We start from the raw sequence: 22700 nt of genomic DNA on the forward strand, positions 1-22700 counted from the left end.
GTATTTAAAGAGGAGTGGGTCCATTCCATTATCCATGTTTTGTGAAGTTTTGCTCGCAACACATCCATTCACCTGCCTTGGCATTTTATTGCTGTCTGAATTCGTTTCACGATATATGTGTAAGATATAAGTCTGTTGGAAGCAACTACTCTTAGCGATAATGAGTTTGTGCTGCTATTGGATGGCGGCAGAGAAATCAGCTGGCAAATGGAGTATTGCTCGCAAAAGCGCTTCAAGGTCGTCCATGACTCGCTCGCACAAAACGTCCATGTTTTGTGAAGTTTTGCTCGCAACACATCCTTTCACCTGCCTCGGAAATTTTATTGCGGTCTGAATTCGTTTCGCGATATATATGCTGTGTTCTGATTCTTAAAGCACAGCTTATGCTAGTTGAGGTACTTGGGAACTGGGGGCAATGAACCAACCTCCGATTACATGGATGTAATCGGCGAGCGACCAAGGACGGCTTGAAGCGTTTGGTGAATTGACCGCAGTTTCAAAGTGCCGTTTCCATTGAGTTAACAGCGGCTTTGCAGCGTTTTGAGAGAATTATGCTTCCAACGGGCTAAATGACACAGACTTACAGCGCTGCGGAAGTGTGGCAGAGACGTTAGCAGGAAGAAAATGGTGATTTCAAAGTGCCTGTTACATTGGACTTACAGCAGTATTCAGCGTTTGGCGATAAACTCTATTACTCAGCCGTTGCAACAATCTCCACTAACAAAGCGGAATATGGCGATAACTTAATTTGTTGACCTTTTTGCAAATACAATCCCAAAGCAAAACAGTTTTTTTCAACTAATGCATAATTTTTGGCAAGTTTGTAATCAACAGGCTTATCCGACAAATTTAAAATGCATAATATGCAAACCAGCTCGTCATAGCGGATAAAACTTAACAATTCGCCTTCCACTTGCAAATCTTTCATCTCACCTAATCGCATAACTTCAGAATTTTTTCGCCAGCTAAGTAAATGCTTGCAAAAACTCAGCATAGAATCACCGTCTTGCAGTTGATGGCTCACCGCCAAAGCCGAATGGCCTTTTGCTACGGGCAACCAAGGTTTAGCTTGGCTAAAACCACAGTTCAATTGCTCATTCCACGGCATAGGCGTACGGCAGCCATCACGGCCTTTAAATCTAGGCCAAAAACGAATGCCATAAGGGTCACACAAATCCACATATTCAATATCAGCCTGCGGCAACGCAAGTTCATCACCTTGGTACAAACAAGCTGAGCCTTTTAAACTCAACAACAAAGTGTGATACAGCTTAGTTTGCGCCAGCGAGCCTTTGTCGCCCCCCCAGCGGTTGCGCACCCGCACAACATCATGATTACCAATTGCCCAACACGGCCAGCCACCAGTGATTTTTTGATTAACTTGATTGATCACTTGGTGCAGATAACTGGCGTTACACTCATCCGTCAATAATTCAAAATTGTATGCAAGATGCAGCCGGTTATTGCTGTGGGTGTATTCCGCCATAGTTTCAATCGAATCTTCAGCGGCAATTTCACCTAGAGAAATTGCCCCTGGGTACTGATTAAGCAATTCACGTAAATCTTCAATAAAAGCGATATTTTCCGGGCGGGTATTGTCGTAATAGTGATATTGATATGCATAAGGGTTGTCGGTAGAAAAGCCCCGGCCACGGCGTTTGTCTTTGCATTTAGCTGGGTTGTTGGTTAACAAACTGTCGTGAAAACAAAAGTTTATTGCATCAAATCTAAAACCATCAATGCCCATTTGTAGCCAAAATTCAGTTTCATCCAACATTTGCTGGCGCACCGCAGAATTGTGAAAATTTAAACTCGGTTGGCTGCTTAAAAAATGATGTAAATAATACTGCTCGCGGTGTGAATCCCACTCCCAAGCACTACCACCAAAAATAGATAACCAATTATTTGGCGGTGTACCATCGTCATTGGGATCAACCCAAATATACCAATCTGCTTTGTCATTGCATTTACTGCTGCGGCTCTGTTTAAACCAAGTGTGTTGATCTGAGGTGTGACACAACACCATATCCATCAGTACTTTTAGGCCCAAACTATGTGCTTTGGCGACAATTTTTTTCACATCTTCTACATCACCAAACACAGGATCGACCTGGCGATAATTACTAATGTCGTAACCATAATCTTTCATGGGCGATTTAAAAAAGGGCGATAACCACACAGCATCTACCCCAAGGTTGGCAATATAATCCAGCTGAGCGTATACGCCTGGCAAGTCTCCAATACCATCGTTATTGCTGTCATAAAAACTACGAGGGTAAATTTGATAAATAACTGCGCCTCGCCACCAACCACACTGAATCATTGTCAATAAACCTGTAACAAACTGCTTTCGAATCCAACGAAAGATTAACTTTTATGCAGCATAGTTGACATCCACTCAGCTCAGCAATGTTCCTGCATACGTATGCATAATCTGCAAAAAATTAACAGAAATGACGAATTTAAAGTTTTTTGTTTATGCGGTTTTTTTATTTAAGTTGTTGAAAATAAATTTATTTATCTTGATCTGGTTAGTGTTCGTGTGTGTGCAAAAAATGCCCAAATGGTGTGAATTAGTTGTAAATGCATAATTATGAATACGTATGCAGTTTGTTGTTGTTGATGAATTATTGCGACTAATATTCATGCAATGCACTGTGACAGGTGTGCAGTTTAGTCACGGGTTTTACCCAAGTGGTTATCAAACACAACAAGTTGCCAATAGAAGGCAAGGGGATATACACATGAAACAATTTAAACCAAGTTTGTTAACTTTAGCGTTAGCGACAACCGGACTTGTATCTGGTTATTCGTATGCAGCTGAAGAAGGCGCGGATACAGAAGTTGAAGAGGTCATTAAGGTTACTGGTATTCGTGGTAGTTTAATGCGTGCGCAAGCCGTAAAAATGGACAATACATCGGTTGTTGAAGTTATTTCAGCTGAAGATATAGGTAAATTACCAGATTCTTCAATTGCCGAGTCGTTATCGCGTTTACCGGGTATGGCGGGTGAACGTCGTGACGGTCGTACTAGTGGTATCTCAGTTCGTGGTTTCCGCGAAGATTATTCTGGTTCAACCATGAATGGCCGAGAATTATTAGGTATGGGTGACAACCGTGGTGTTGAATTCGACTTATACCCTTCTGAGATCATGAGTGGTGTAACTGTTTATAAAACACCAGAAGCTAAATTAACTACTCAAGGTGTTGCGGGTACAATTGATTTACAAACAGTTCGTCCATTAGCGGCTGACGAGTATGTCGCAATTAACTTTAACCTTGAACAGAATGGTAAAAAATCAGCTAACCCTGACTTTGATGATCAAGGTCATAGATTAGCTGTTAGCTTCTCGCAGAAATTTGCTAACGATAAGGTCGGTGTTGCTGTAGCCTATGCTACCACCTCATCGCCAAGCCAAGAAGAGCAGTTCCGTGGCTGGGGTTATGCAGGCATTAGTACTTATGACTACGATGAAGAAGGTAACATCACTAAAGACCATGTATATGACGCGGTAAATAATCAAGAAGGAACCTTGGTTTTAGAAAATGGTATTACCCGTGAACAAGCAGAAGCTTCAGTCATTTTAGGTGGTCATGATTCTTATGTTCGTTCAGCTGAATTAAAGCGTGATACTTTGGCCGCGGTAGTTCAATTTGCGCCAACAGATGATTTAGAAATTACTTTAGATGCTTTATATATCGATTTTTCTGATACTCAAGTAAAGCGTGGTTTCGAAGAAGGTGGAGCAGAATGGGGTATTGGTAAACACTATACTATTTCTGAAATCCAAAATGATTTGGTTACTAAAGGTAAAGTGGGTGATGCGGACAACTCATTTAAAACTGTGGTACGTAACGATGCTTACGACAAAACTGCGGAATTGACATCATACGCGGCTAATATCAAATACAATATCAGCCCAGACTGGAAAGTAGAGCTAGACTTATCTACCAGTAAAGTGGATAAAGTGATTGCTGATATTGAGAGTTATTCAGGGGTTGGACGTTCGCGCCATAAAGATCAAGGTGACGGCATGATTTACGCTTTCGAAATGACACCAACAGGGGTTATGTATACACCTGACTCTGGTAATGTTGACTTGTCTAACCCTGAAAATGTCAAGTTAGCAGGCCCTCAATCTTGGGGGGGCGGTATGAGTGGCTTTGCATCTACTTTTCCTGAAAATACTACTTTTGCTGCTAACGTAAATTCACCAATTGGTTATGCTGAAGCACAAGACGGTTTTATTAACAAACCTGTTTTTGAAGAAGAAATGGATGCAGTAAAACTAAGTACTACAGGTTTAGTTGAACTTGGTCCTATTACCAAAGTGCATGCTGGTGTGCGTTATAGCGATCGAACCAAAAGCAAAGTTAACTTTGGCTCGTTTATTACCGCACAAACTTGGCCAGACCACGATGCTATTCCTGAAGATTATGTCGTTGGGTTAGCCGACCTAGGCTTCCTTGGTTTAGGTAATATGGTTGCATACGATAGCTTAGGTTTATATCGCTCTGGTTATTACGATGAATATGATGCAGGTCAATTTGAAACTGACCGCTTGGGTGACACCTATGAAGTAAGTGAAACCTTAACACAAGCTTATGTGCAAGCTGATTTAGAAGCTGAGTTGGGTTCGATTTTTGTACGTGGTAACTTTGGTGTGCAAGTTATTGATACAACTCAGGAGTCGAGTGGTTTCTTAGCGGAAATTGGCCCAGATAAATTGGTTGATGCTTCTCCTTTACATGCAAAAGAAAGTTACACTGACGTTTTACCTAGCTTGTCATTAAACTTTGAATTGGCAGATGATCACCTAGTACGTGTTGGTTTAGCAAAAACACAAACACGTCCACGTATCGACGATATGCGTGTTAGTCAACGTTCTAGTTTTGCTTTTAACTTAGCACAAGTGCGAGAGACTTCGAATGTCGAGAACAGTCCTTGGAGTGCAAGTTCAGGTAATCCTTTCTTAAAACCAATTGAATCAAACCAATTTGATTTGGCGTATGATTGGTATTTTGCTGAAGATGGTTTCTTGTCGGTAGCTTTCTTCTATAAAGATATTACCAACTGGCATTATGATTCAGGTACTGTCATCGACTTTTCTGACCGTTATATTAAAGATTACCACTTCGTAACAGACGAGGATGCTCAGGGAAATCCTGTAGTTGTTGAGCCGACCTTCTTCGAAGGTGTTCAGTCGTTTAAATTTGATGGTTTAGAAGGTTTTGTTCGTGGTTATGAGTTCCAAGCGACTTTACCATTTAATTTAGTTGCCGATGCACTTGATGGTTTAGGTTTAATTTTGGCCTATGCAAATACAGATGGTGAATTAAATAAATTTGAAGGTGTAGAAGTTGATCCTTTACGTATTCCAGGTTTATCTAACGAAACTTACTCATTAATTACTTTTTATGAGCGTGGAGGTTTCCAATTCCGTCTCGCTGGTACCAAACGTGATGATTTCCAAACTGAAACTCGTGGTTTAAGTTTATCATTGGTACAGGCTGTTGATACAGGTAGTACAATTTGGGATGCTCAAATTGGCTTTGACTTTGGTAAAGCTGGTATTGAAGCGCTTGAAGGTTTAACTGTTTCTCTACAAGCACAGAATATTACTGATGAAGACCAAGTTCAATTTACTAACAATGATGCTCGTCAAGTTACTAAATATCAAACTTATGGTGCAAACTATTTGTTAGGTGTTAACTATAAATTCTAATTTTTCTAATTAGTAATTTTCTAAAACCCTGCTAGCCTTGCTAGTAGGGTTTTGTTGTTTTTAGGGTAAGTCTATGACAAATAAAGTTAAAAAAGTTGTGATATTAGGTGGTGGTACTTCGGGGTGGATGTCAGCTGCACTACTAAAAAAAGTTTTGGGTGATGTAGTCGAAGTTGAGCTAGTTGAATCAGAAAGTATTGGTATCGTTGGTGTTGGCGAAGCGACTATTCCACCCATTCAACATGTTAACGAAACTTTAGGCATAGACGAAGCTGAGTTTATTCGTGAAACCAAAGCAACGATTAAGTTAGCGATTAAATTTGAAAACTGGCGGGTTAAAGGCGAAAGTTATTATCACACCTTTTCAGCCCCTGGACGTAGTTTACCATTTTGTCATTTTCATCATTTATGGACACGGGCAAATCAACTTGGCTTAGACGAAAATTTGTGGGCGCATGATCTAAACTACTATGCCGCTGAAGCAGGCCGCTTTGCCAAATTGCAAACACAAGACCCCTTGTTCGATTTTAATTATGCTTATCATTTTGATTCCGGTTTGTATGGCCAGTACTTACGTAAACTAAGTGAAAAAATGGGCGTGAAACGCACCGAAGGTTTAGTTGAAAAAGTAAATCTTAATGTACAAACAGGTGATGTTGAATCACTCATTTTGCAAGACAATAGTGTAATTGAAGGTGACTTATTTATTGATTGTTCTGGTTTTAGAGGTTTATTGATCAATCAAAAATTGGGCACTGGTTTTGAAGATTGGAGCCATTGGCTGCCGTGTGACCGAGCTGTGGCTATGCCATCTGAACGTCATCAGCACACTGCGCCTTATACTCGTTCAATCGCGCATGAAGCAGGTTGGCAATGGCGTATTCCATTACAGCACAGAAACGGCAATGGTTTAGTGTATAGCAGCCGCTTCTACTCTGACGAGCAAGCCGTTGACTTATTGGCGAGCAACTTGGATACACCTGCGCTGGGCGATGCAAAAATCATTAAATTTCGTACTGGACGTACCCGCAAACAATGGAACCGCAATGTTGTAGCTGTTGGGCTAGCGAGTGGGTTTTTAGAGCCGCTAGAGTCGACTAGTATTTATTTAGTCCAATCGGCCGTGGTGCGTTTAATTAAACTTTTCCCGCATATGGGGATTGAAGATGCGCAAAGGGATGAATACAACCGCCAGTCAAAACTTGAATATGATTTGATTCGAGATTTTATTATCCTGCATTATCATGTAACAGATAGAAGCGACAGCCAATTTTGGCGTGATATGCAAGGGTTGGATGTACCGGAACGTTTAATGAATAAAATCTCTCAATTCCAACAGAGTGGCACGCTTGTTCATGACGACTTGGATATTTTTTGGGAAGCCTCTTGGCTGCAAGTTATGATGGGGCAAGGAATCAAACCTCAAGACTACCACCCTCTCGCCAACCAGTTTTCACAAGAAAAATTAGCTGAAATGATGGCAAATATGAAAAAAGCTAAACAAGCGCCGTCTTTACAAATGCCAACCCATGATGAATTTTTAAAAATGTTTGCTGGGGTATAAATAGTTTGAAACCGCATAAAATTGTTATTTTAGGTGGTGGTACAGCTGGATGGATGGCCGCCAATTTAATGAAACATTATTGGCATAATTTGCCCGTGGACATTGTTTTACTGGAATCGCCAGAGGTCGGCATTGTTGGGGTTGGCGAAGGCTCAACACCAACGCTCAAACGCTTTTTTCAAATACTAGGCATAGCTGAATCTGACTGGATGGCTAAATGCAATGCCACCTACAAGTTAGATATTCGTTTTGACGGATGGAGCCCTCAAAGCGGGGTCAAGAGTTATAGTCATCCTTTTGTTGGCCAGTTAGACACTTTTACCCAGCGAGCGTTTGAAGTGAATTGTCGCACGCGGCGTATGGGTTTAGCGGTTAATACAAGGCCAACAGATTTCTTTTTAAATGGAGTGTTGGCGCAGCAGCATAAAGGTCCTTTGGTCGGAGAGCACTTCCCGTTTAGAGTTGAATATGGTTATCATTTTGACTCGATTTTATTAGGAAAATATTTAGCTGAATTTGCTCAAAGTAAGGGGGTTAAACATCAGAGTTGCAAGGTTGTTGATAGCCGATTAGACCCGCAAGGCAATATTAGCTGCTTAATTGATGAAAATGGCGACGAGATTACTGGCGACTTTTTTATCGATTGTAGTGGTTTTGCTGCCGTGCTAGCGCAAAAAACTTTAGCGGGTGAGTTTGAATCTTTTGATGCAAATTTGTTCAACGACAGAGCTGTGGTTATTGCAACGGATAAACAACAAGATCCACAGCCATATACGCGTTCAACTGCGTTATCTTGCGGTTGGGCTTGGCAAATTCCGCTGCAAAATCGTACTGGCAATGGTTATGTGTATAGCTCTAAGTATTTAGCGGATGAAGATGCTGCAAAAGAGTTATTGGCACACCTAGATTTGCCGCTGTCGAAACTATCTGAGTGTCGAACGCTGAAGATGCGTGTTGGTCAATTAAAACAGCATTGGCTGAAAAACTGTTTAGCATTAGGATTAGCCCAAGGATTTATAGAGCCGTTGGAAGCAACCGCGCTGCATTTAGTGCAAATCTCTATTGAGATGTTTGTCAGTTTGTATGAAAAAGGTCAGTTTTCCAATCAGTATCAAGCAGAATATAATCAAAAGATCTATCAGCGCTTTGAACGTGTTAGAGATTATATTGTCGCCCATTATAAGTTAAATACGCGTAATGATAGTCAATATTGGTGTGACAATCGGGAAAACATGCAACTGTCGGATTCTTTGCGTCATTTGTTAGATGTTTGGTATCGCGAGCAAGACTTGTCTGGCGAAATTCGCAGGCAAAAAATTGAAAATCATTTTAGCTCAGCATCATGGCATTGTTTATTTGCCGGTTATGGAGTATTCCCACCTTTGGCGGCAAATCAACCGAATAAAGGCGATTTGTACAAAGAGCAAAATATTGAACAGTTTTTAGCTGGCTGCGCTGTCAACTTTTGTTCTCATACGGACAACTTGGCTGGTAAGAAAAGAGACCTGGATTAGGTCTCTTTTCGAGTTGTAGTTTTACAAAAATCTTTGTAAAAACTTTTCCATCTCGGTAAACGCAGTTAATCTGTGCTCTGCATTGGATAAGTGGTGATCCCCTTTATCTAGCTCTACAAGCTTAACGTCTTTTTTAGCGTCTTTTAGTTCATCATACATATCTTCACTTTGATCAAAGCGCACAACTCTATCTTTGCTACCATGAATTAATAGCACAGGAATGTTGATTTTTTTCGCGTGTTTAAGTGGTGAGTTTTCCCAAAGTTGGTCGTAATCATCGCCTACTTGTTTTTTCACTACATCAAAATTGGTAAAGTTGCGGCTGCCTTTTACCAAAGCTTCAACATCGGTAACACCGGCGAAACTAATTGCACATTTGTATAGGTCAGGGGTCTTAATTGCGCCCATTAGTGCAGCGTAACCACCATAACTAGCACCAACAATACATACTTTGTCTGGGTCGGCTATGCCTTGTTTAATTGCCCAGCGGGTGGCGTCTTCAACATCGTCTTGCATAGCTTGTCCCCAAGCTTGTATGCCTTGTTTTAGGAAGTCGAAACCATAACCGTATGAGCCTCTAAAGTTCATTTGTAAAACGGCATAACCTCGGTTGGCAAAAAATTGGGTCCAATAATCAAAACCGTCATCGTCGAAGGTAATTGGCCCACCGTGTGGGTGGATGATGATAGGTAATTTTTGCCCTTCTTTGGCATTTTTAGGTTTAGTTAAATAACCTTCAATAGTTAGGCCGTCTCTAGCTTTATAACTGATTGGCTTTTTCTCGGCCAGTACTTCAGGGGTGAGTGCGTTATAGCGATACGCCAGTACTTCCATTACTTTCTTTTGTCTATCGCCCATCAAGTATATACCAGGTTCAGTATCAGAGGTGGCTAAAACAACATAGTTGTTTTCATCTTCACTCATACTGACGATATAGTTGTCTAAATCTGGTAGAGCTTTGTCAATTGCATCTCGGAAAGCTTTAATATCCTCATCCCAAATCCAATCTCCAATACCTATTACTTTTTTTAGATTGCGCGAATAACGCAAGCCGCCAGTTACGTCGTAACCTTCTTTGGCTTTAATGAGTTCTAATTGACGCTCTTTGCTGGCTAAGTTTACTTTAAATACGGCATCGTAGCCTTGGTGGACAGCTTTGACATAAAGCTCATTTGGGTCTTGCCCAAAGCCGATTGGCCATACGGCTTCTTCGCTAAAAGCAGCAAAAGTCCAAAGTTTTTCGAAGTCATCTTTGTCTTCTTCACCAACAGGCACGTGATAAATGGTAAATACAGCGTCTTTTTCTTGGATGGCGATACGCACATTGCCTTGGCGATCGGTTTGCCAATTGAAGATATCTGTTTGTGCTGGTTGGATATAATGGGTGTTTCCACCACGCTCTAACGCAATTTTCGCAACGCTGGGTTCACCACTATATTCGTGGCCGGCGATTTGTAACAAATAGTGATTGGGATCGTCAGGTAAAATATCAATTACGTTACTGCGCACATTTGGAATATAACGTAAGCGCTCCATAAAGGAGTTTGGTATAGCGGGTTTTAGCTTTTTGTCGCGTAAATCAAACTTCATCAAATGCCATTCGGTAATTGGGGTGCCTTGACGGCTAGACGCGAATTTGGCTTCGACTAACAAAATATTATTATTCGCCCAGTAAATATCACTGATAACAAATTTTTTATCTTCAACAAATACCGGAAACGAACGTTCTTGGGTTTCGAAGTTATATAAATTAATCGCAGTGCCTAGCTTGTCTGCTGTATCTACTCGAACCAAAGAAACTATGTGTTTTCCATCAGGGGAAACATGAATGTTAGAAACATCTGGTTTTGAAGCAAAGGCTTTAGTTGGCAAAGTGATTACTTCACCTGCTTGTGGGTTATTTGCGAAAGCAAGGTTTGGTAACAAAAGTAAAGTATATAATATTGATTGAATGCGTCTCTTCCGAAGCATGTCCTTGTCCTTTTTTGTATTAGTATTATTTTTTGTGCAGTCATTTTAGCCAATTGTACAAATTTTTAGTAGTGTTAAATTTGAATACGTATGCAGTAAATTGATGTTAATGCAATGTTGCTATTAGGATCTATCCTTTAAGATAGCGATAATGCTTTTGAGGTTAGTATGCGTAAAAATGGTTCTTTTGGACTAGGCTTAATTAAATATTTTGTCATTGCAGTGGCATTAGCCGGCTGCATTCAAACAAGTCCAAAAATGGAAAATTCTGCTACTGGCCATCAAGCTCAAACTATTTATATTCGAGGTGGATTTAACGGTTGGAGCACAGCTACCGCGTTTGAGCGCACTAAACAGCCGGGTATTTATATCGCCAAGAGTAAAATTACTATGGGTAACCATGGTTTTAAATTGGCACCGTCTGATTGGTCGTTTGCTTGGGTGATTGCTGCGCATAAAAACCAAGTAGTCGAGCTAGGGCGTGAATATGTCTTGGATACGGCGGGTGGTCAAGAAGATAGCCTGTTTATTGAAAGTCGCGGTTTGTATCAATTCACTTTAGATTTAACTCAAGCGGACAAGCCTAAATTGACAATTCAAATGATAGCTACAGACGCTGATAGTGTTAAACCGCCACATCAAGGTGAAATGACCAAGTTACAATTTAATCGTTTTAATGGCGACGCGGTCGAAGCTGTGTTTTCGGCAAAAGCGCATGACAATGGTTTACGTGAATATGTGCATTCAACCACTCAAGCGCTGCGTGATCCTGTACCGTCATTTAGCCTGTACCAAGAAGATGTGAATTTACCGAGAGTGCGCAGTGGCAACACTGCTTTTGATGCTTTGTTTGCACTGGCGGTTGATGAAATGAAACTCAACAGTGTTGAGCAAATTAAAGACGGCAACTACAACCATGGCAAAGCTATAGATTGCAGTTGTTTCGAAACCGGTGAAAAATGGAATTACGTGTGGACACGTGATTTATCTTACGCTGCGCACTTAAGTTTGGCGCAGTTTGATCCTAAACGTGTGCAAAACTCCTTATTGTTTAAAGTATCTGCTTTGCGTGATTCCGCGCCAGTCAGTCCATTTTTAGCTGGTACTGCGCCTTTTAGCCAAATTATTCAGGATACTGGTAGCGGTGGCAGCTGGCCTGTCAGTACCGATCGCATGACTTGGGCTTTCGGCGCAGGTGCGTTATTGGCTAATTTACCTGAATCACAACGCATGCCGTTTGCTCAACAAGCGTATACAGCTTTAGTCAATACAATTGAAAACGACCGAATTGCCGCTTTTGATACTAACTTAGGTTTGTACATGGGAGAGCAGTCGTTTTTAGATTGGCGTGAACAAAGTTATGCGAGTTGGATAGTGAACGACTTAAGTTCAATGTCTACCGCCATCTCCTTATCCACTAATGCCGGACATTACCAAGCTTTGCTGTTGGCTGCAGATCTCGCTAAACAATTGGCAGATGTAGCGGCAGCAAATAAATACCAAGGGTGGGCAGCGTCACTAAAAGCTTCAATTAACCAGCACTTATGGTTAGAAGAAAAGGGATTATATTCAAGTTTAACCAGTGGTCATTATCACAAGGTTGCATTAGAAAAATTTGATTGGTTGGGTCAATCACTGGCGATAATTACTGGTATAGCGTCAGACAAACAAACACAAGCTATTTTAGCTGCTTATCCACATGGTGCTATGGGCGCGCCGGTTATCTTTCCGCAACAACCGAATATTCCTGTTTACCACAATCGAGCTATTTGGCCATTTGTCACTGCTTATGGGTTGAATGCCGCGGTTAAAGGACAAAATGTCGCGGTAACCCAAGCTGGGCTGGATACATTAACTCGAGCCGCAGCGTTAAATTTATCTAATATGGAAAACTTAGAGTGGTTAAGTGCCGAGCCTATCCTGTTGGATAAAAACAATCCGCAACTATCTGGCCCTGTAATTAATTCTAAGCGTCAATTGTGGTCAGTTGCGGCATATCTAAATTTAGTCACCAATACTGTATTTGGGATTAATACCAGTCAGCAAGGAATTGAATTTAAGCCATTTATTCCAAAAGAGTTTAAAGAGCATTGGTTTAAACACAGCCAGGTAATTAACTTAATTAATTATCAATGGCGCGACAAACAGTTTGATATTCAAGTCAAATTTGCACCATCGAATAAAAAGTTTGGCGCTTATGTGGTGAAACGGATAAAAGTGAATGGTTTAGCGAACAAAGGTCTGCTCAGCGAAAATAATTTAAAACAACACAATTTAATTGAAATTGAATTGGCACTTGATGACAAGTTAGATAACCGTATCAATTTAGTCGACTCGACCCCATTAGCATATGACCCTTTGGTTTATGCACCTTTAGAGCCAATGATCAGTGCAGACGCGCAAGCCGATGATGTTAGGCTGAGCATAACGGATAGAGGCAATGCCCAATTAACAGCTGCGGAAATTGAATATCAGGTTTATCGCAATGGTCAATTATTGCAGAGCATATCTGCCCAAGCTGATACAACTAGTTGGCTAGATAAAAATGCTGCTGGCCAAGCGCATTGTTATGCTGTGGCTGCGCGTTTTGTTAAAAGCCAAAATCAGTCGCACCTATCTGAAGTAGTATGTACCGGCGCACAACAGCAAATTTTAGTTGCTGATAAACAGCTAGTTAGCAATAAAACTAAGCAGCAGCTGAATGAGCAAAGTGTTTTGGTAGAGTGGGGTGAAGCTGACGATAAACTGACAATTGATTTTTCAATTGAAACTGCAGGCAAATATGCCATTCAGTTTAATTACCACAACCCTGCTAATGCGATTAACTTAGGCATCAGTAATGGAGTTAAAGTTTTACAGCTATTTGATAAAACCAACGAACAGCCAATAACGGATGCTGTGGTGCAATTTCCACATACCCGTGTGGATAAAACTCGCTTTGGTGACAACTTATCTACCCCAGTTGAAGTTGAACTAAAAGTAGGCAGTTACCAGTTGAATTTACACGACTTTTACAACATGAGCTACCTAAAAAGTAATACTAATTACACTGCGGCAGGTGGGATCAGCGGAATTTCCAATAAGTTTGATATTTATGCTGTAACATTTGTGTTACTTCCATTAAAGTAACGCCCGTGTAACTTCGCGTACACACACATGGGCAAACCGAGTATGGAATACATCGGTATATAGGGGCGATTTAATTTGGCGGATAATCAAATATAAATCGTCTCTAAATTAATAACTATATTACTTTATTGAAGAACACAAAATATGCAATTAACAGATCTAGATATAACTATATTTATAGTTTATGCAATCGGGCTGTTGATTTTGGCGCTCTGGGTTTCTAGAGAAGATAAATCACATCAAAAAAATACTGAAGATTACTTCTTAGCGAGTAAATCTCTTCCTTGGTGGGCAATTGGTGCCTCGTTAATCGCAGCAAATATTTCTGCTGAACAGATTATCGGTATGTCAGGCTCAGGTTTTGCCATTGGTTTAGCTATAGCTTCATACGAGTGGATGGCAGCCATTACCCTACTTATTGTTGGTAAATACTTCTTACCTATCTTCCTTGAGCGTGGCATTTACACTATGCCGCAGTTCCTTGAGCAAAGATATGACAGCCGTGTACGTACAGTGATGGCGACTTTTTGGTTAGGCGTATATGTACTTGTTAACTTAACCAGTATTTTGTGGTTAGGTGGTCTAGCGGTTGAAACAGTATCAGGTATGCCTGCGTTATTTGGCATGATCTTTATCGCTATTTTCTCTATCGCTTATTCTTTATACGGTGGTTTGAAAGCGGTTGCCTTTACTGACATTATTCAAGTTGTATTGTTAGTTGGTGGTGGTTTTATTCTAACCTACATTTGTTTAGATACCATTGCTGATGGTCAAGGTGCAATGCTTGGTTTTAATATGTTATTAGAACAAGCACCAGAAAAATTCGACATGATTTTGGCAAGTGATCACCCTAACTATATTGACTTACCAGGTTTATCTGTATTGTTAGGTGGTATGTGGATCATGAACTTATCATATTGGGGTTTTAACCAATATATTATCCAGCGTGCACTAGCTGCTAAAGATATTAACGAAGCGCATAAAGGTATTGCTTTTGCTGCTTATTTAAAAATCTTGATGCCAATTATCGTGGTATTACCAGGTATTTGTGCAGTGTTAATCGCACCTGATTTAGAACGCCCAGACAAAGCTTACCCTGAAATGATGACGCTAATGCCAGAAGGCTTAAAAGGTTTAATTTTCGCTGCTTTAATTGCCGCGATTGTTTCTTCTGTAGCTTCTATGACTAATAGTATCTCAACTATTTTCACTATGGATTTATACAAACATGTGAAAAAAGATGCGAGTCAAACTCACTATGTAAATGTTGGTCGTATGGTTAGTTTATTGTCACTAGCGATTGCAGTTATTGTTGCTAAACCTTTGTTAGCTGGCTTTGAACAAGCGTTCCAATACATTCAAGAATTCACAGGTTTCTTCACCCCAGGTATCTGTGTGATCTTTATTTTAGGTTTGTTCTATAAGAAAACCACAGCGAATGCTGCACTAGTCGCAGCAGTTGGCTCGGCAATCTTATCTTTAGCCTTTAAGTTTATCTTCCCAGACTTACCATTTATGGATCGTGTTGGTTTAGTGTTTGTACTTTGTATTGCATTAGCAATCGGTATTTCACACTTAGAAGGTGGTAAAGGAGAAAAAGGTGTTGATTTAGCTGGTATTTCTTTTGATACCAAATCTACCTTCAACCTAGCTTCAGTTGGCTGTGTATTGATTCTAGCTGGTTTATACGCCGCTTGGTGGTAGCTAATTACTTTTAAGCTATTGAGCTGATATTAAAGCCCATTTAGATTATGTCTAAATGGGCTTTTTTGTACCTGATAGCACAAAAAACAATCTAATCGTATTTTCCTATTAGAGCGATTCAATCAGTTTGATTTTAAATTAAATGCGAATTGTTATTATTAACACATGCCCAAGCGGTTTGGGTCAATCTTTAGGAGACAGGTTATGATTAAAACAATTACTTTTGCTGTTATGCACTTTTCTGTTGCCTTTGCGGTAGCTTGGTTATTAACGGGTGATATTGTAATAGGTGGCGCAGTCGCTATGGTTGAGCCAGCGGTAAACACAGTTGCTTACTACTTCCATGAAAAAATTTGGAACCGAATTAAAAACAAAGTATTTGTATCTGAACAACAGGTGCAAGTTGCCAACTAACCTCAGCTGAGGCTCCCTAGGAGAGATTATGCAATTAAATAATTATCAGAACATGGACGTTAATTTATTATTGTCTATCGTTAATATGAAGCTGCGTAACAGTCAAATTAGTTTGGAAGAGCTATGCAGTGAATATGACATGAACAAAGATATTTTAGTTGCGCGTTTGGCTAAGTTGAATCTTAGTTATGACCCAACAAGTAACCAGTTTAAAGCCAGCTAACTGCATACGTATTCACTGGTTAATATTTTTACAAATTCACTTCTTTATATTAATTTTATTTTAACTTAAACGATTTAGGTGGTTAAGATAGGATTAATTATGTTCCCTTTCAGATATTTCTGTCAGCGTATTGTAACGCTTATTGCTGCGTGCGTATTGACAGCAGCATGTTCAACTACAAGCAATGATACTTCGGCTTATCAAGCTAAACCTTATGTTCAGGTCAAACACCCTGAATGGACTAAAAATGCGGTTATTTACCAAATTAATACGCGTCAATTTACCCAAGAAGGTACTTTTAATGCAGCGGCCAAACAACTGCCAAGGTTAAAAGATTTAGGTGTTGATATTTTATGGTTAATGCCAATTCACCCCATAGGTGAAGAAAACCGCAAAGGTACTTTAGGTAGCCCATATTCAGTCAAAGATTACCGCAAAGTTAACCCTGAGTTTGGTACATTAGATGATTTAAAAAGTTTTATTAAGCAAGCGCATGAAATGGGCATGTATGTGATATTAGATTGGGTAGCCAATCATAGCGCTTGGGACAATCATTTGCGTTTTGATCATCCAGACTGGTATGAGCGTGACTACAAAGGCGATTTTAGACCAACACCTTGGTGGGATTGGTCAGATATTATTGATCTAGATTTCAGTCAGCCGGAATTGCGCAAATACATGACAGATGCGATGAAATACTGGGTGGAAGAAGTAGGCGTTGATGGTTATAGATGTGACGTAGCGGGTTTTGTGCCAATTGATTTTTGGAACCAGCTGCGTAAAGAGTTAGATGAAATAAAACCTGTATTTATGTTAGCTGAATGGGAATCACGCGATTTGCATGCGCAAGCATTTGATGCAACTTATGCATGGAGCTGGTGGGAGCATATGCACAATATCGCCCATGGCAAAACTAACGTGAATAGTTTATTTATCTATTATTCGTGGAACGAAAGTGCTTTTCCCAAAGAAGCCATGCGTATGACTATGGTGAGTAACCATGATAAAAATGCGTGGGAAGCTACTCAGTTTGAAGCTTTTGGTGAAGCGCTTGAAGCGAGCATAGTACTGTCTGTGGTCGGTGAAGGTATGCCAATGATTTACAATGGCCAAGAAGCTGGTAATCCAAGACGCTTAGCATTTTTTGAGAAAGATCCGATAGACTGGCAGCCGCATCCAATTGGTGATTTATACAAAAAGTTATTCAAGCTGAAAAAACAAAACACAGCGTTATGGAATGCACAATGGGGTGCAACCATGGTGCATGTACCAAATAATCATCCGACTGAGGTCTTGAGTTTTGTTCGACAAAATCAACAAGACAAAGTGTTTGCTGTATTTAACTTTTCTGGCTCTGCAAAGACAGTTAAGTTTAGTGAAAAACTCTACCACGGCCAGTATATCGATTTTACAACGGCCAAACAGGCGGTACTAACTGATACAACTGAGTTAGAAATTCCTGCTTGGGGTTTTAAAGTTTTTAGTAAATAAGGTTTTTATTATTCCATACGTATGCAAATTGCGCTTTTGCCTACTATGGCTCATGCTTAGTTAAATTAATTTAGATGAATTGTTACTAGCATGAATAAAAATACCAAATTGACAGTTTCATTGATAAGCGCGGCCATCTTGATGTGGCCGCTAACTGGCTGTGAACAACAGCAACCACAAAGTGTATCGGCTGATACCCAGCAGCTTGAACTAAATGCTGCGGCGCATTGGCTAACAACAACACAAATAAAAGTTAAACAAGCGCAAAACAGCGCAAATTTATATCTGGTTAAAATTGATGATTATTCGTTAGCACCCGAGCAAGCCGTGGTTAAAGCTATGCCATCGGCAATTCCTTTAATTGCTGCACAAGATAACCTGCAAGGTTTGTATCCTCACCTGAAAGACTTTACTAATTATTCAGTGCAAATAACCCCTGCCGAAGCTAAACATTGGTTGCGTGATAAAGTTGTGGTTGTTCAGCTTGATAAAAATGAAAATCTTTTAGCAATTAATACAGTGCAAAGCGGTTTTGTATTAGACGATTTGTATACGCGCGGCGCAAATGACGCGGATGAAGTGGCAGATTTAGGCGCGGTCGTTAATCAACAAAATGTCTCTTTTAAGCTTTGGGCGCCCTTGGCGAAACAAGTTAGCTTGTTGCTGTTTAATGCCGATAAAACACCATTTAGCGCTGTGCCGGTTACTTTGGCATTCGATAACAATTCGGGTATTTGGTCGACTGAAATTGATAAGTCGCTAGTCGGCAAATATTACAAATACCAAATAACCCAATATCAACCGTCTGCAGAGGAAGTGCTGGTAACAGAAGCGACCGACCCATACTCCTTGAGTTTATCGACCGATAGTTTATACAGCCAAGTGGTTGATTTAACCGCTCAACAAACTATGCCTGAAGGTTGGGCAACTCATACTGTTCCTGTGGTTGCTGCGCCGGAAGATTTGATTATTTATGAATCACATATTCGTGACTTTAGTGCTTCTGACAATACGTTATCTGATCCCGCATATAAAGGTAAATATAAAGCCTTTTTAGAAACCAATTCTGTATCTATAAATCATTTAAAAGCTTTGCGTAAAGCGGGTTTAAATGTCATGCACTTATTACCTACTTATGATCTGGGTTCTATTAACGAAACCGCAGAGCAAGTGATCGAATTGGACGAAACTATTGGTGAATTATGCCGTATGTTCCCTGAAGTGCATATTTGTAGTCGCGGCGAAATTCAGCATAAAACTGTGCGTGAAGTATTTGCCAGCATGGATCCTTTATCGACTGATGTACAAGCCGTTGTTGAACAAATTCGCGCTGCTGATCCATATAACTGGGGTTACGATCCTTACCATTACACTGTGCCAGAAGGCAGTTATGCGATAAACCCTGAAGGCACATCACGTATTGTTGAGTTTAGAGAGATGGTGCAAGCCTTACATGGGTTAGGTTTTCGCGTGATTATGGATGTTGTGTATAACCATACTTTTCAAGCTGGGTTAAACCCAAAATCTGTATTAGATAGAATTGTGCCAAATTATTATCACAGACTGAATCCAATTACTGGTGCGATTGAACAATCAACTTGCTGTGACAATACTGCAAGTGAACGAGTGATGATGGGCAAACTTATGGTAGATTCGCTGGTGGTTTGGGCGCGTGATTATAAAATTGATGGCTTTCGTTTTGACTTAATGGGTCATCAACCAAAAGAGCTTATGTTAGTTGCACGTGAAGCTGTACGCACGGTTGACCCTGACACTTATTTTTATGGTGAAGGTTGGAATTTTGGCGAAGTCGCCAACAATGCACAATTTGTCCAAGCGATTCAAACTGAGTTATCTGGCACTGAAATCGGTACATTTACTGACCGTATGCGTGACGCTGTACGAGGAGGGGCACCTTTTGATGGTGGAGAGTGGATCCGCCGTGGCCAAGGTTTATCGAATGGTTTGTATGTCATTCCAAATGAGTTGCAGCCAGAAGATAAACAAAAAGACGAATATTTGTTATCAATGAACCAAGCGCGTATTGGTTTAGCCGGTAATTTAGCTAACTTTAAAGTTAAAAATGAACAAGGCCTGTGGGTCACTGGCGCTGAGGTTGATTATGGTGGCGCGCCAACTGGTTACGCGTTAGATCCGGCTGACACTGTTAATTATGTGTCGAAACACGATAATCAAACTTTGTGGGATAATAATCAGTACCGTATTGCCTATCATGTTGCAACTGAAGATAGAGTGCGTATGCAGTTGTTAGCTCTAGCTTACCCTTTGATGGGGCAGGGTATTCCGTTTATTCATATGGGGTCTGATTTATTGCGTTCTAAGTCGTTTCTGCGTGATAGTTATGATTATGGTGATTGGTTTAATGCGGTCGACTTTGCTAAACAATCGAACAATTATCATGTCGGTTTACCGCCTGAGGTCAAAGACAAAGATAACTGGGATGTTATTCGCACTCTACTAAAAGAAAACCAAGGGCGTGATTTAGTTAAAGCTGCGGATATTGAGTTTAGCGCTATGGTTTTCCAAGAGTTTTTACGCATTCGCAGCGAAAATAAGTTGTTCCGTTTAACTACGGAAAAACAGGTTATGGATAAAGTGACTTTTCATAATACTGGTCCAAATGCTGTTGATGGTGTAATTGCGATGAAAGTTTCTGACTTTTATGGTGAGCCAGTGCTGGATAAACGCCAGTCGTTGATGGTTATTTTTAATCATGGGACTGAGCAAATTGATTTGCGATATCCATCAGCCAAGTTGTATCGTTTGCATCCTGTGCAGAAAAATGGTGTGGATAAACGTGTGCAGCAGGCAAAAGCATTGGATGGCCGTTTTATTGTACCAGGGTTAACGGTTGCTGTATTTATGACTTCTCATAAGGATTAGTGTCACTTAATTGTTATTATCCGAGCGCCAATTTATGTATTTGCTCGTCTATATCTGCCAGCAGTTTTTCTGATTCTGCTGGTTCAAGTACACCTTGTTCGGCAAGGTCTGTTATTTTATGTCGGCGTTTATTGAGTAGTACGCGGGTGGCGAGCAGGGTTTGAATTTGTTTTACTCGTTCAGGTTCAAACTGATTAATTGCATGTAAATAATGCTGCATTTGTTCAATGTTTTGCTCAAGCTCCTGGGCGATTAACTGATAAATATGTTTTGGTGCTTCTAAGTCACTCAAATGTCTCCAGTTACTTTTTTGTGCTTGGATAAAACTGTGCGCGATATAAAATGTCAGTTCAAAATTACTGTCGTCTATAGGTTCTAGATAAATTTCTTTGCGTGGGTAAATGCTAGGCTCACCATCTAATGCATGTTCAACTGCTTCGTTGAGTATTTGCACAGCTTTGATACTCAACATGCCTTGGTCGAATTGTTGCCAATAAAAGCGCTTTTCAGCTTCTAAAATACGTCGTTTATAAGCGACAGTCAGCTCATGCTCGTCTTTGGTTAAATGATCAATTTCTTCTTCGGTTATCAGTTTGTTGATATGCTCATGTTGCAAAATAATCGACCAATCGGCAGCTTCAAAATTTTCATCTTTACGCAGTTTTTCTATCTCTCTTTGCAAACTGAGTTGAATATGTAATTCTGCTTTGTCGACGGTTTTTTGTTTGGCTTCAGGTAGCTTATTAAGGCCAAGTTTTTCTAACAATAAACGAATGGTGCCACCGTTAATGACTATGGTTAACACCACTATGCCTGCGGTTAAAAACAGAATTTGTTCACCTATGGTTTGTGCGATATGGTCGCTTTGTACGACAGATAAAGCCAATGCTAATGCAACTGCACCACGTAATCCCCCCCAAATTAGCACTAACGACTTATCTTTAGTAATGCCTATACCTATGTGTTTTAGAATCGGTGAGAGAGATACGATAGAAACCCCACGAATTACTAAAACGGCAAGATACAAAATGGTCAGCATTAACCAAGCTTGAGGGTCATTTAAACGTATTTTTACTGCAACAATAATGCCAACCAACACAAAAATAAGCGTGTTGGCTAGGTAGGCCATGAGCTCCCAAAACTGATGCAAAAAGTGTTTTACTTCGGCGGAAATGCGCGTGCGCCCTTGAGCTGCTAACAGCACACCTAAAGTGACGACGGCAACTACCCCCGAAACATGAAAGACCCCTTCGGCGATATAAAAGACTAGATAGGCGGTGGCGATAGATGAGGTTATTTCAATTAACGGATCATTAAAAATTTTGCCTAACCACAATATCATAAGCCAGCCGCCTGCTAAGCCAATTAAAAAGCCAAAACTAACAACCCAAGTAAAGTCGCCAATAACCTCTAACGCAGTAATGTCGGCGGCATGGTTTGCACTTAACATGCTATAAAACAAGGTAAATAATACGATGGCTGTACCGTCGTTTAATAATGACTCACCTTCAATTAAGGTTTCTAAGCGTTTGCGTGAACTGAGTTCTTTAAGTAGCGCGACCACGGCAACAGGATCGGTTGCACTGATCAGTGCACCAAACATAAAACAGACTGGCCAGCTCCAATCCCATGGGAATACATATTTAACAAATACAGCGGTAATACTGGTACAAAGGATCAAACCTGGTACGGCCAGCAGGGCGATTTGGCTAAAGGTACGTTTAAACAAATGGGTTTGAATAGCGTAAGCAGATTCAAAAATTAGTGTGGGGAGAAACAAAAATAAAATTAAATGGGGGTCAATGTTAGCAACAAGTTGCACAGTTTGATTGTACAAAGCCGGCATATTGCTATGGTCAAAACGGTAAACTAAACCAAATAAAATACCGACTATCAGCAAGGCGACTGTGTAAGGTATAGCAACCCGTTTAAGCATGTGGCGCAAAGTTACCCCAACTAACAAAGTAACGCTAACAAACAACAGTATTTGCACACCAACATGCTCAAGCATAATCAACCTCCACGGTAGGCTACTGGCTAAGTGTAGCCTACTTTGAGGT

Annotated in this window: 12 protein-coding genes; 9 read left to right on the forward strand and 3 right to left on the reverse strand. The window is 40.4% G+C overall.

Going from position 1 to position 22700, the window contains the following annotated elements; genetic code table 11:
- Positions 1 to 691 precede the first annotated feature (691 nt).
- A complete protein-coding gene (locus WSC_RS0111295) occupies positions 692 to 2323 on the reverse strand; it encodes an alpha-amylase family glycosyl hydrolase (protein ID WP_016956037.1) in 1632 nt (543 codons plus the stop codon).
- A gap of 421 nt (positions 2324 to 2744) precedes the next feature.
- Here WSC_RS0111295 and WSC_RS0111300 point away from each other — a divergent pair, with 421 nt between their 5' ends.
- The 3 genes from WSC_RS0111300 to WSC_RS0111310 all read left to right on the forward strand — a co-directional run bounded on the left by WSC_RS0111300 (position 2745) and on the right by WSC_RS0111310 (position 8804).
- The gene (locus tag WSC_RS0111300; RefSeq protein ID WP_026016803.1) at positions 2745 to 5726 is read left to right on the forward strand and encodes a TonB-dependent receptor; all 2982 of its coding nucleotides are present in this window, start codon (positions 2745 to 2747) and stop codon (positions 5724 to 5726) included.
- Positions 5727 to 5799: 73 nt separating this feature from the next.
- On the forward strand, positions 5800 to 7290 hold the full coding sequence (locus tag WSC_RS0111305) for a tryptophan halogenase family protein (RefSeq protein ID WP_016956039.1): 1491 nt from the start codon (positions 5800 to 5802) through the stop codon (positions 7288 to 7290).
- Positions 7291 to 7295: 5 nt separating this feature from the next.
- Entirely contained in the window at positions 7296 to 8804 is a 1509-nt protein-coding gene (locus WSC_RS0111310) for a tryptophan halogenase family protein (protein WP_016956040.1), read from the forward strand.
- A gap of 21 nt (positions 8805 to 8825) precedes the next feature.
- Here WSC_RS0111310 and WSC_RS0111315 read toward each other — a convergent pair whose 3' ends face one another.
- Positions 8826 to 10775: an alpha/beta hydrolase family protein gene (locus WSC_RS0111315; protein WP_040394366.1), complete on the reverse strand. Its 1950-nt coding sequence runs from the start codon at positions 10773 to 10775 to the stop codon at positions 8826 to 8828.
- 168 nt (positions 10776 to 10943) lie between these two features.
- Between WSC_RS0111315 and WSC_RS0111320 the strand changes: the two genes are divergently transcribed.
- The 6 genes from WSC_RS0111320 to pulA all read left to right on the forward strand — a co-directional run bounded on the left by WSC_RS0111320 (position 10944) and on the right by pulA (position 20640).
- On the forward strand, positions 10944 to 13904 hold the full coding sequence (locus WSC_RS0111320; RefSeq protein ID WP_016956042.1) for an early set domain-containing protein: 2961 nt from the start codon (positions 10944 to 10946) through the stop codon (positions 13902 to 13904).
- Between the two features lie 144 nt (positions 13905 to 14048).
- Complete coding sequence (locus WSC_RS0111325) at positions 14049 to 15608, forward strand: sodium/sugar symporter (protein WP_016956043.1); 1560 nt, start codon at positions 14049 to 14051, stop codon at positions 15606 to 15608.
- A 204-nt stretch (positions 15609 to 15812) separates the two neighbouring features.
- Complete coding sequence (locus WSC_RS0111330; RefSeq protein WP_016956044.1) at positions 15813 to 16022, forward strand: DUF2061 domain-containing protein; 210 nt, start codon at positions 15813 to 15815, stop codon at positions 16020 to 16022.
- A 28-nt stretch (positions 16023 to 16050) separates the two neighbouring features.
- On the forward strand, positions 16051 to 16245 hold the full coding sequence (locus tag WSC_RS0111335; protein WP_016956045.1) for a DUF4250 domain-containing protein: 195 nt from the start codon (positions 16051 to 16053) through the stop codon (positions 16243 to 16245).
- A 99-nt stretch (positions 16246 to 16344) separates the two neighbouring features.
- Positions 16345 to 17736 carry an alpha-amylase family glycosyl hydrolase gene (locus WSC_RS0111340; protein ID WP_016956046.1) on the forward strand — a complete coding sequence of 464 codons (1392 nt, stop codon included), beginning with the start codon at positions 16345 to 16347 and terminating at the stop codon, positions 17734 to 17736.
- A gap of 90 nt (positions 17737 to 17826) precedes the next feature.
- Positions 17827 to 20640: a pullulanase-type alpha-1,6-glucosidase gene (gene pulA / locus WSC_RS0111345; protein WP_157447269.1), complete on the forward strand. Its 2814-nt coding sequence runs from the start codon at positions 17827 to 17829 to the stop codon at positions 20638 to 20640.
- 16 nt (positions 20641 to 20656) lie between these two features.
- Here the strand turns inward: pulA and WSC_RS22575 are convergent, their stop codons facing one another.
- Positions 20657 to 22651 (reverse strand): cation:proton antiporter, encoded by a 1995-nt coding sequence (locus tag WSC_RS22575; RefSeq protein ID WP_016956048.1) that lies wholly within the window; start codon positions 22649 to 22651, stop codon positions 20657 to 20659.
- Between the last annotated feature and the right edge of the window lie 49 nt (positions 22652 to 22700).

It is taken from the genome of Catenovulum agarivorans YM01, assembly GCF_000281085.1.
GTDB classification, from domain to species: domain Bacteria; phylum Pseudomonadota; class Gammaproteobacteria; order Enterobacterales; family Alteromonadaceae; genus Catenovulum; species Catenovulum agarivorans.

Bases quoted from the DNA above. Each gene is read 5' to 3' on its own strand.
- WSC_RS0111305 (WP_016956039.1), top strand. From the start codon at position 5,800: ATGACAAATAAAGTTAAAAAAGTTGTGATATTAGGTGGTGGTACTTCG.
- WSC_RS0111335 (WP_016956045.1), top strand. From the start codon at position 16,051: ATGCAATTAAATAATTATCAGAACATGGACGTTAATTTATTATTGTCT.
- WSC_RS0111330 (WP_016956044.1), top strand. From the start codon at position 15,813: ATGATTAAAACAATTACTTTTGCTGTTATGCACTTTTCTGTTGCCTTT.
- WSC_RS22575 (WP_016956048.1), bottom strand. From the start codon at position 22,651: ATGCTTGAGCATGTTGGTGTGCAAATACTGTTGTTTGTTAGCGTTACT.
- WSC_RS0111325 (WP_016956043.1), top strand. From the start codon at position 14,049: ATGCAATTAACAGATCTAGATATAACTATATTTATAGTTTATGCAATC.
- WSC_RS0111300 (WP_026016803.1), top strand. From the start codon at position 2,745: ATGAAACAATTTAAACCAAGTTTGTTAACTTTAGCGTTAGCGACAACC.
- WSC_RS0111320 (WP_016956042.1), top strand. From the start codon at position 10,944: ATGCGTAAAAATGGTTCTTTTGGACTAGGCTTAATTAAATATTTTGTC.
- WSC_RS0111340 (WP_016956046.1), top strand. From the start codon at position 16,345: ATGTTCCCTTTCAGATATTTCTGTCAGCGTATTGTAACGCTTATTGCT.
- WSC_RS0111315 (WP_040394366.1), bottom strand. From the start codon at position 10,775: ATGCTTCGGAAGAGACGCATTCAATCAATATTATATACTTTACTTTTG.
- pulA (WP_157447269.1), top strand. From the start codon at position 17,827: ATGAATAAAAATACCAAATTGACAGTTTCATTGATAAGCGCGGCCATC.
- WSC_RS0111295 (WP_016956037.1), bottom strand. From the start codon at position 2,323: ATGATTCAGTGTGGTTGGTGGCGAGGCGCAGTTATTTATCAAATTTAC.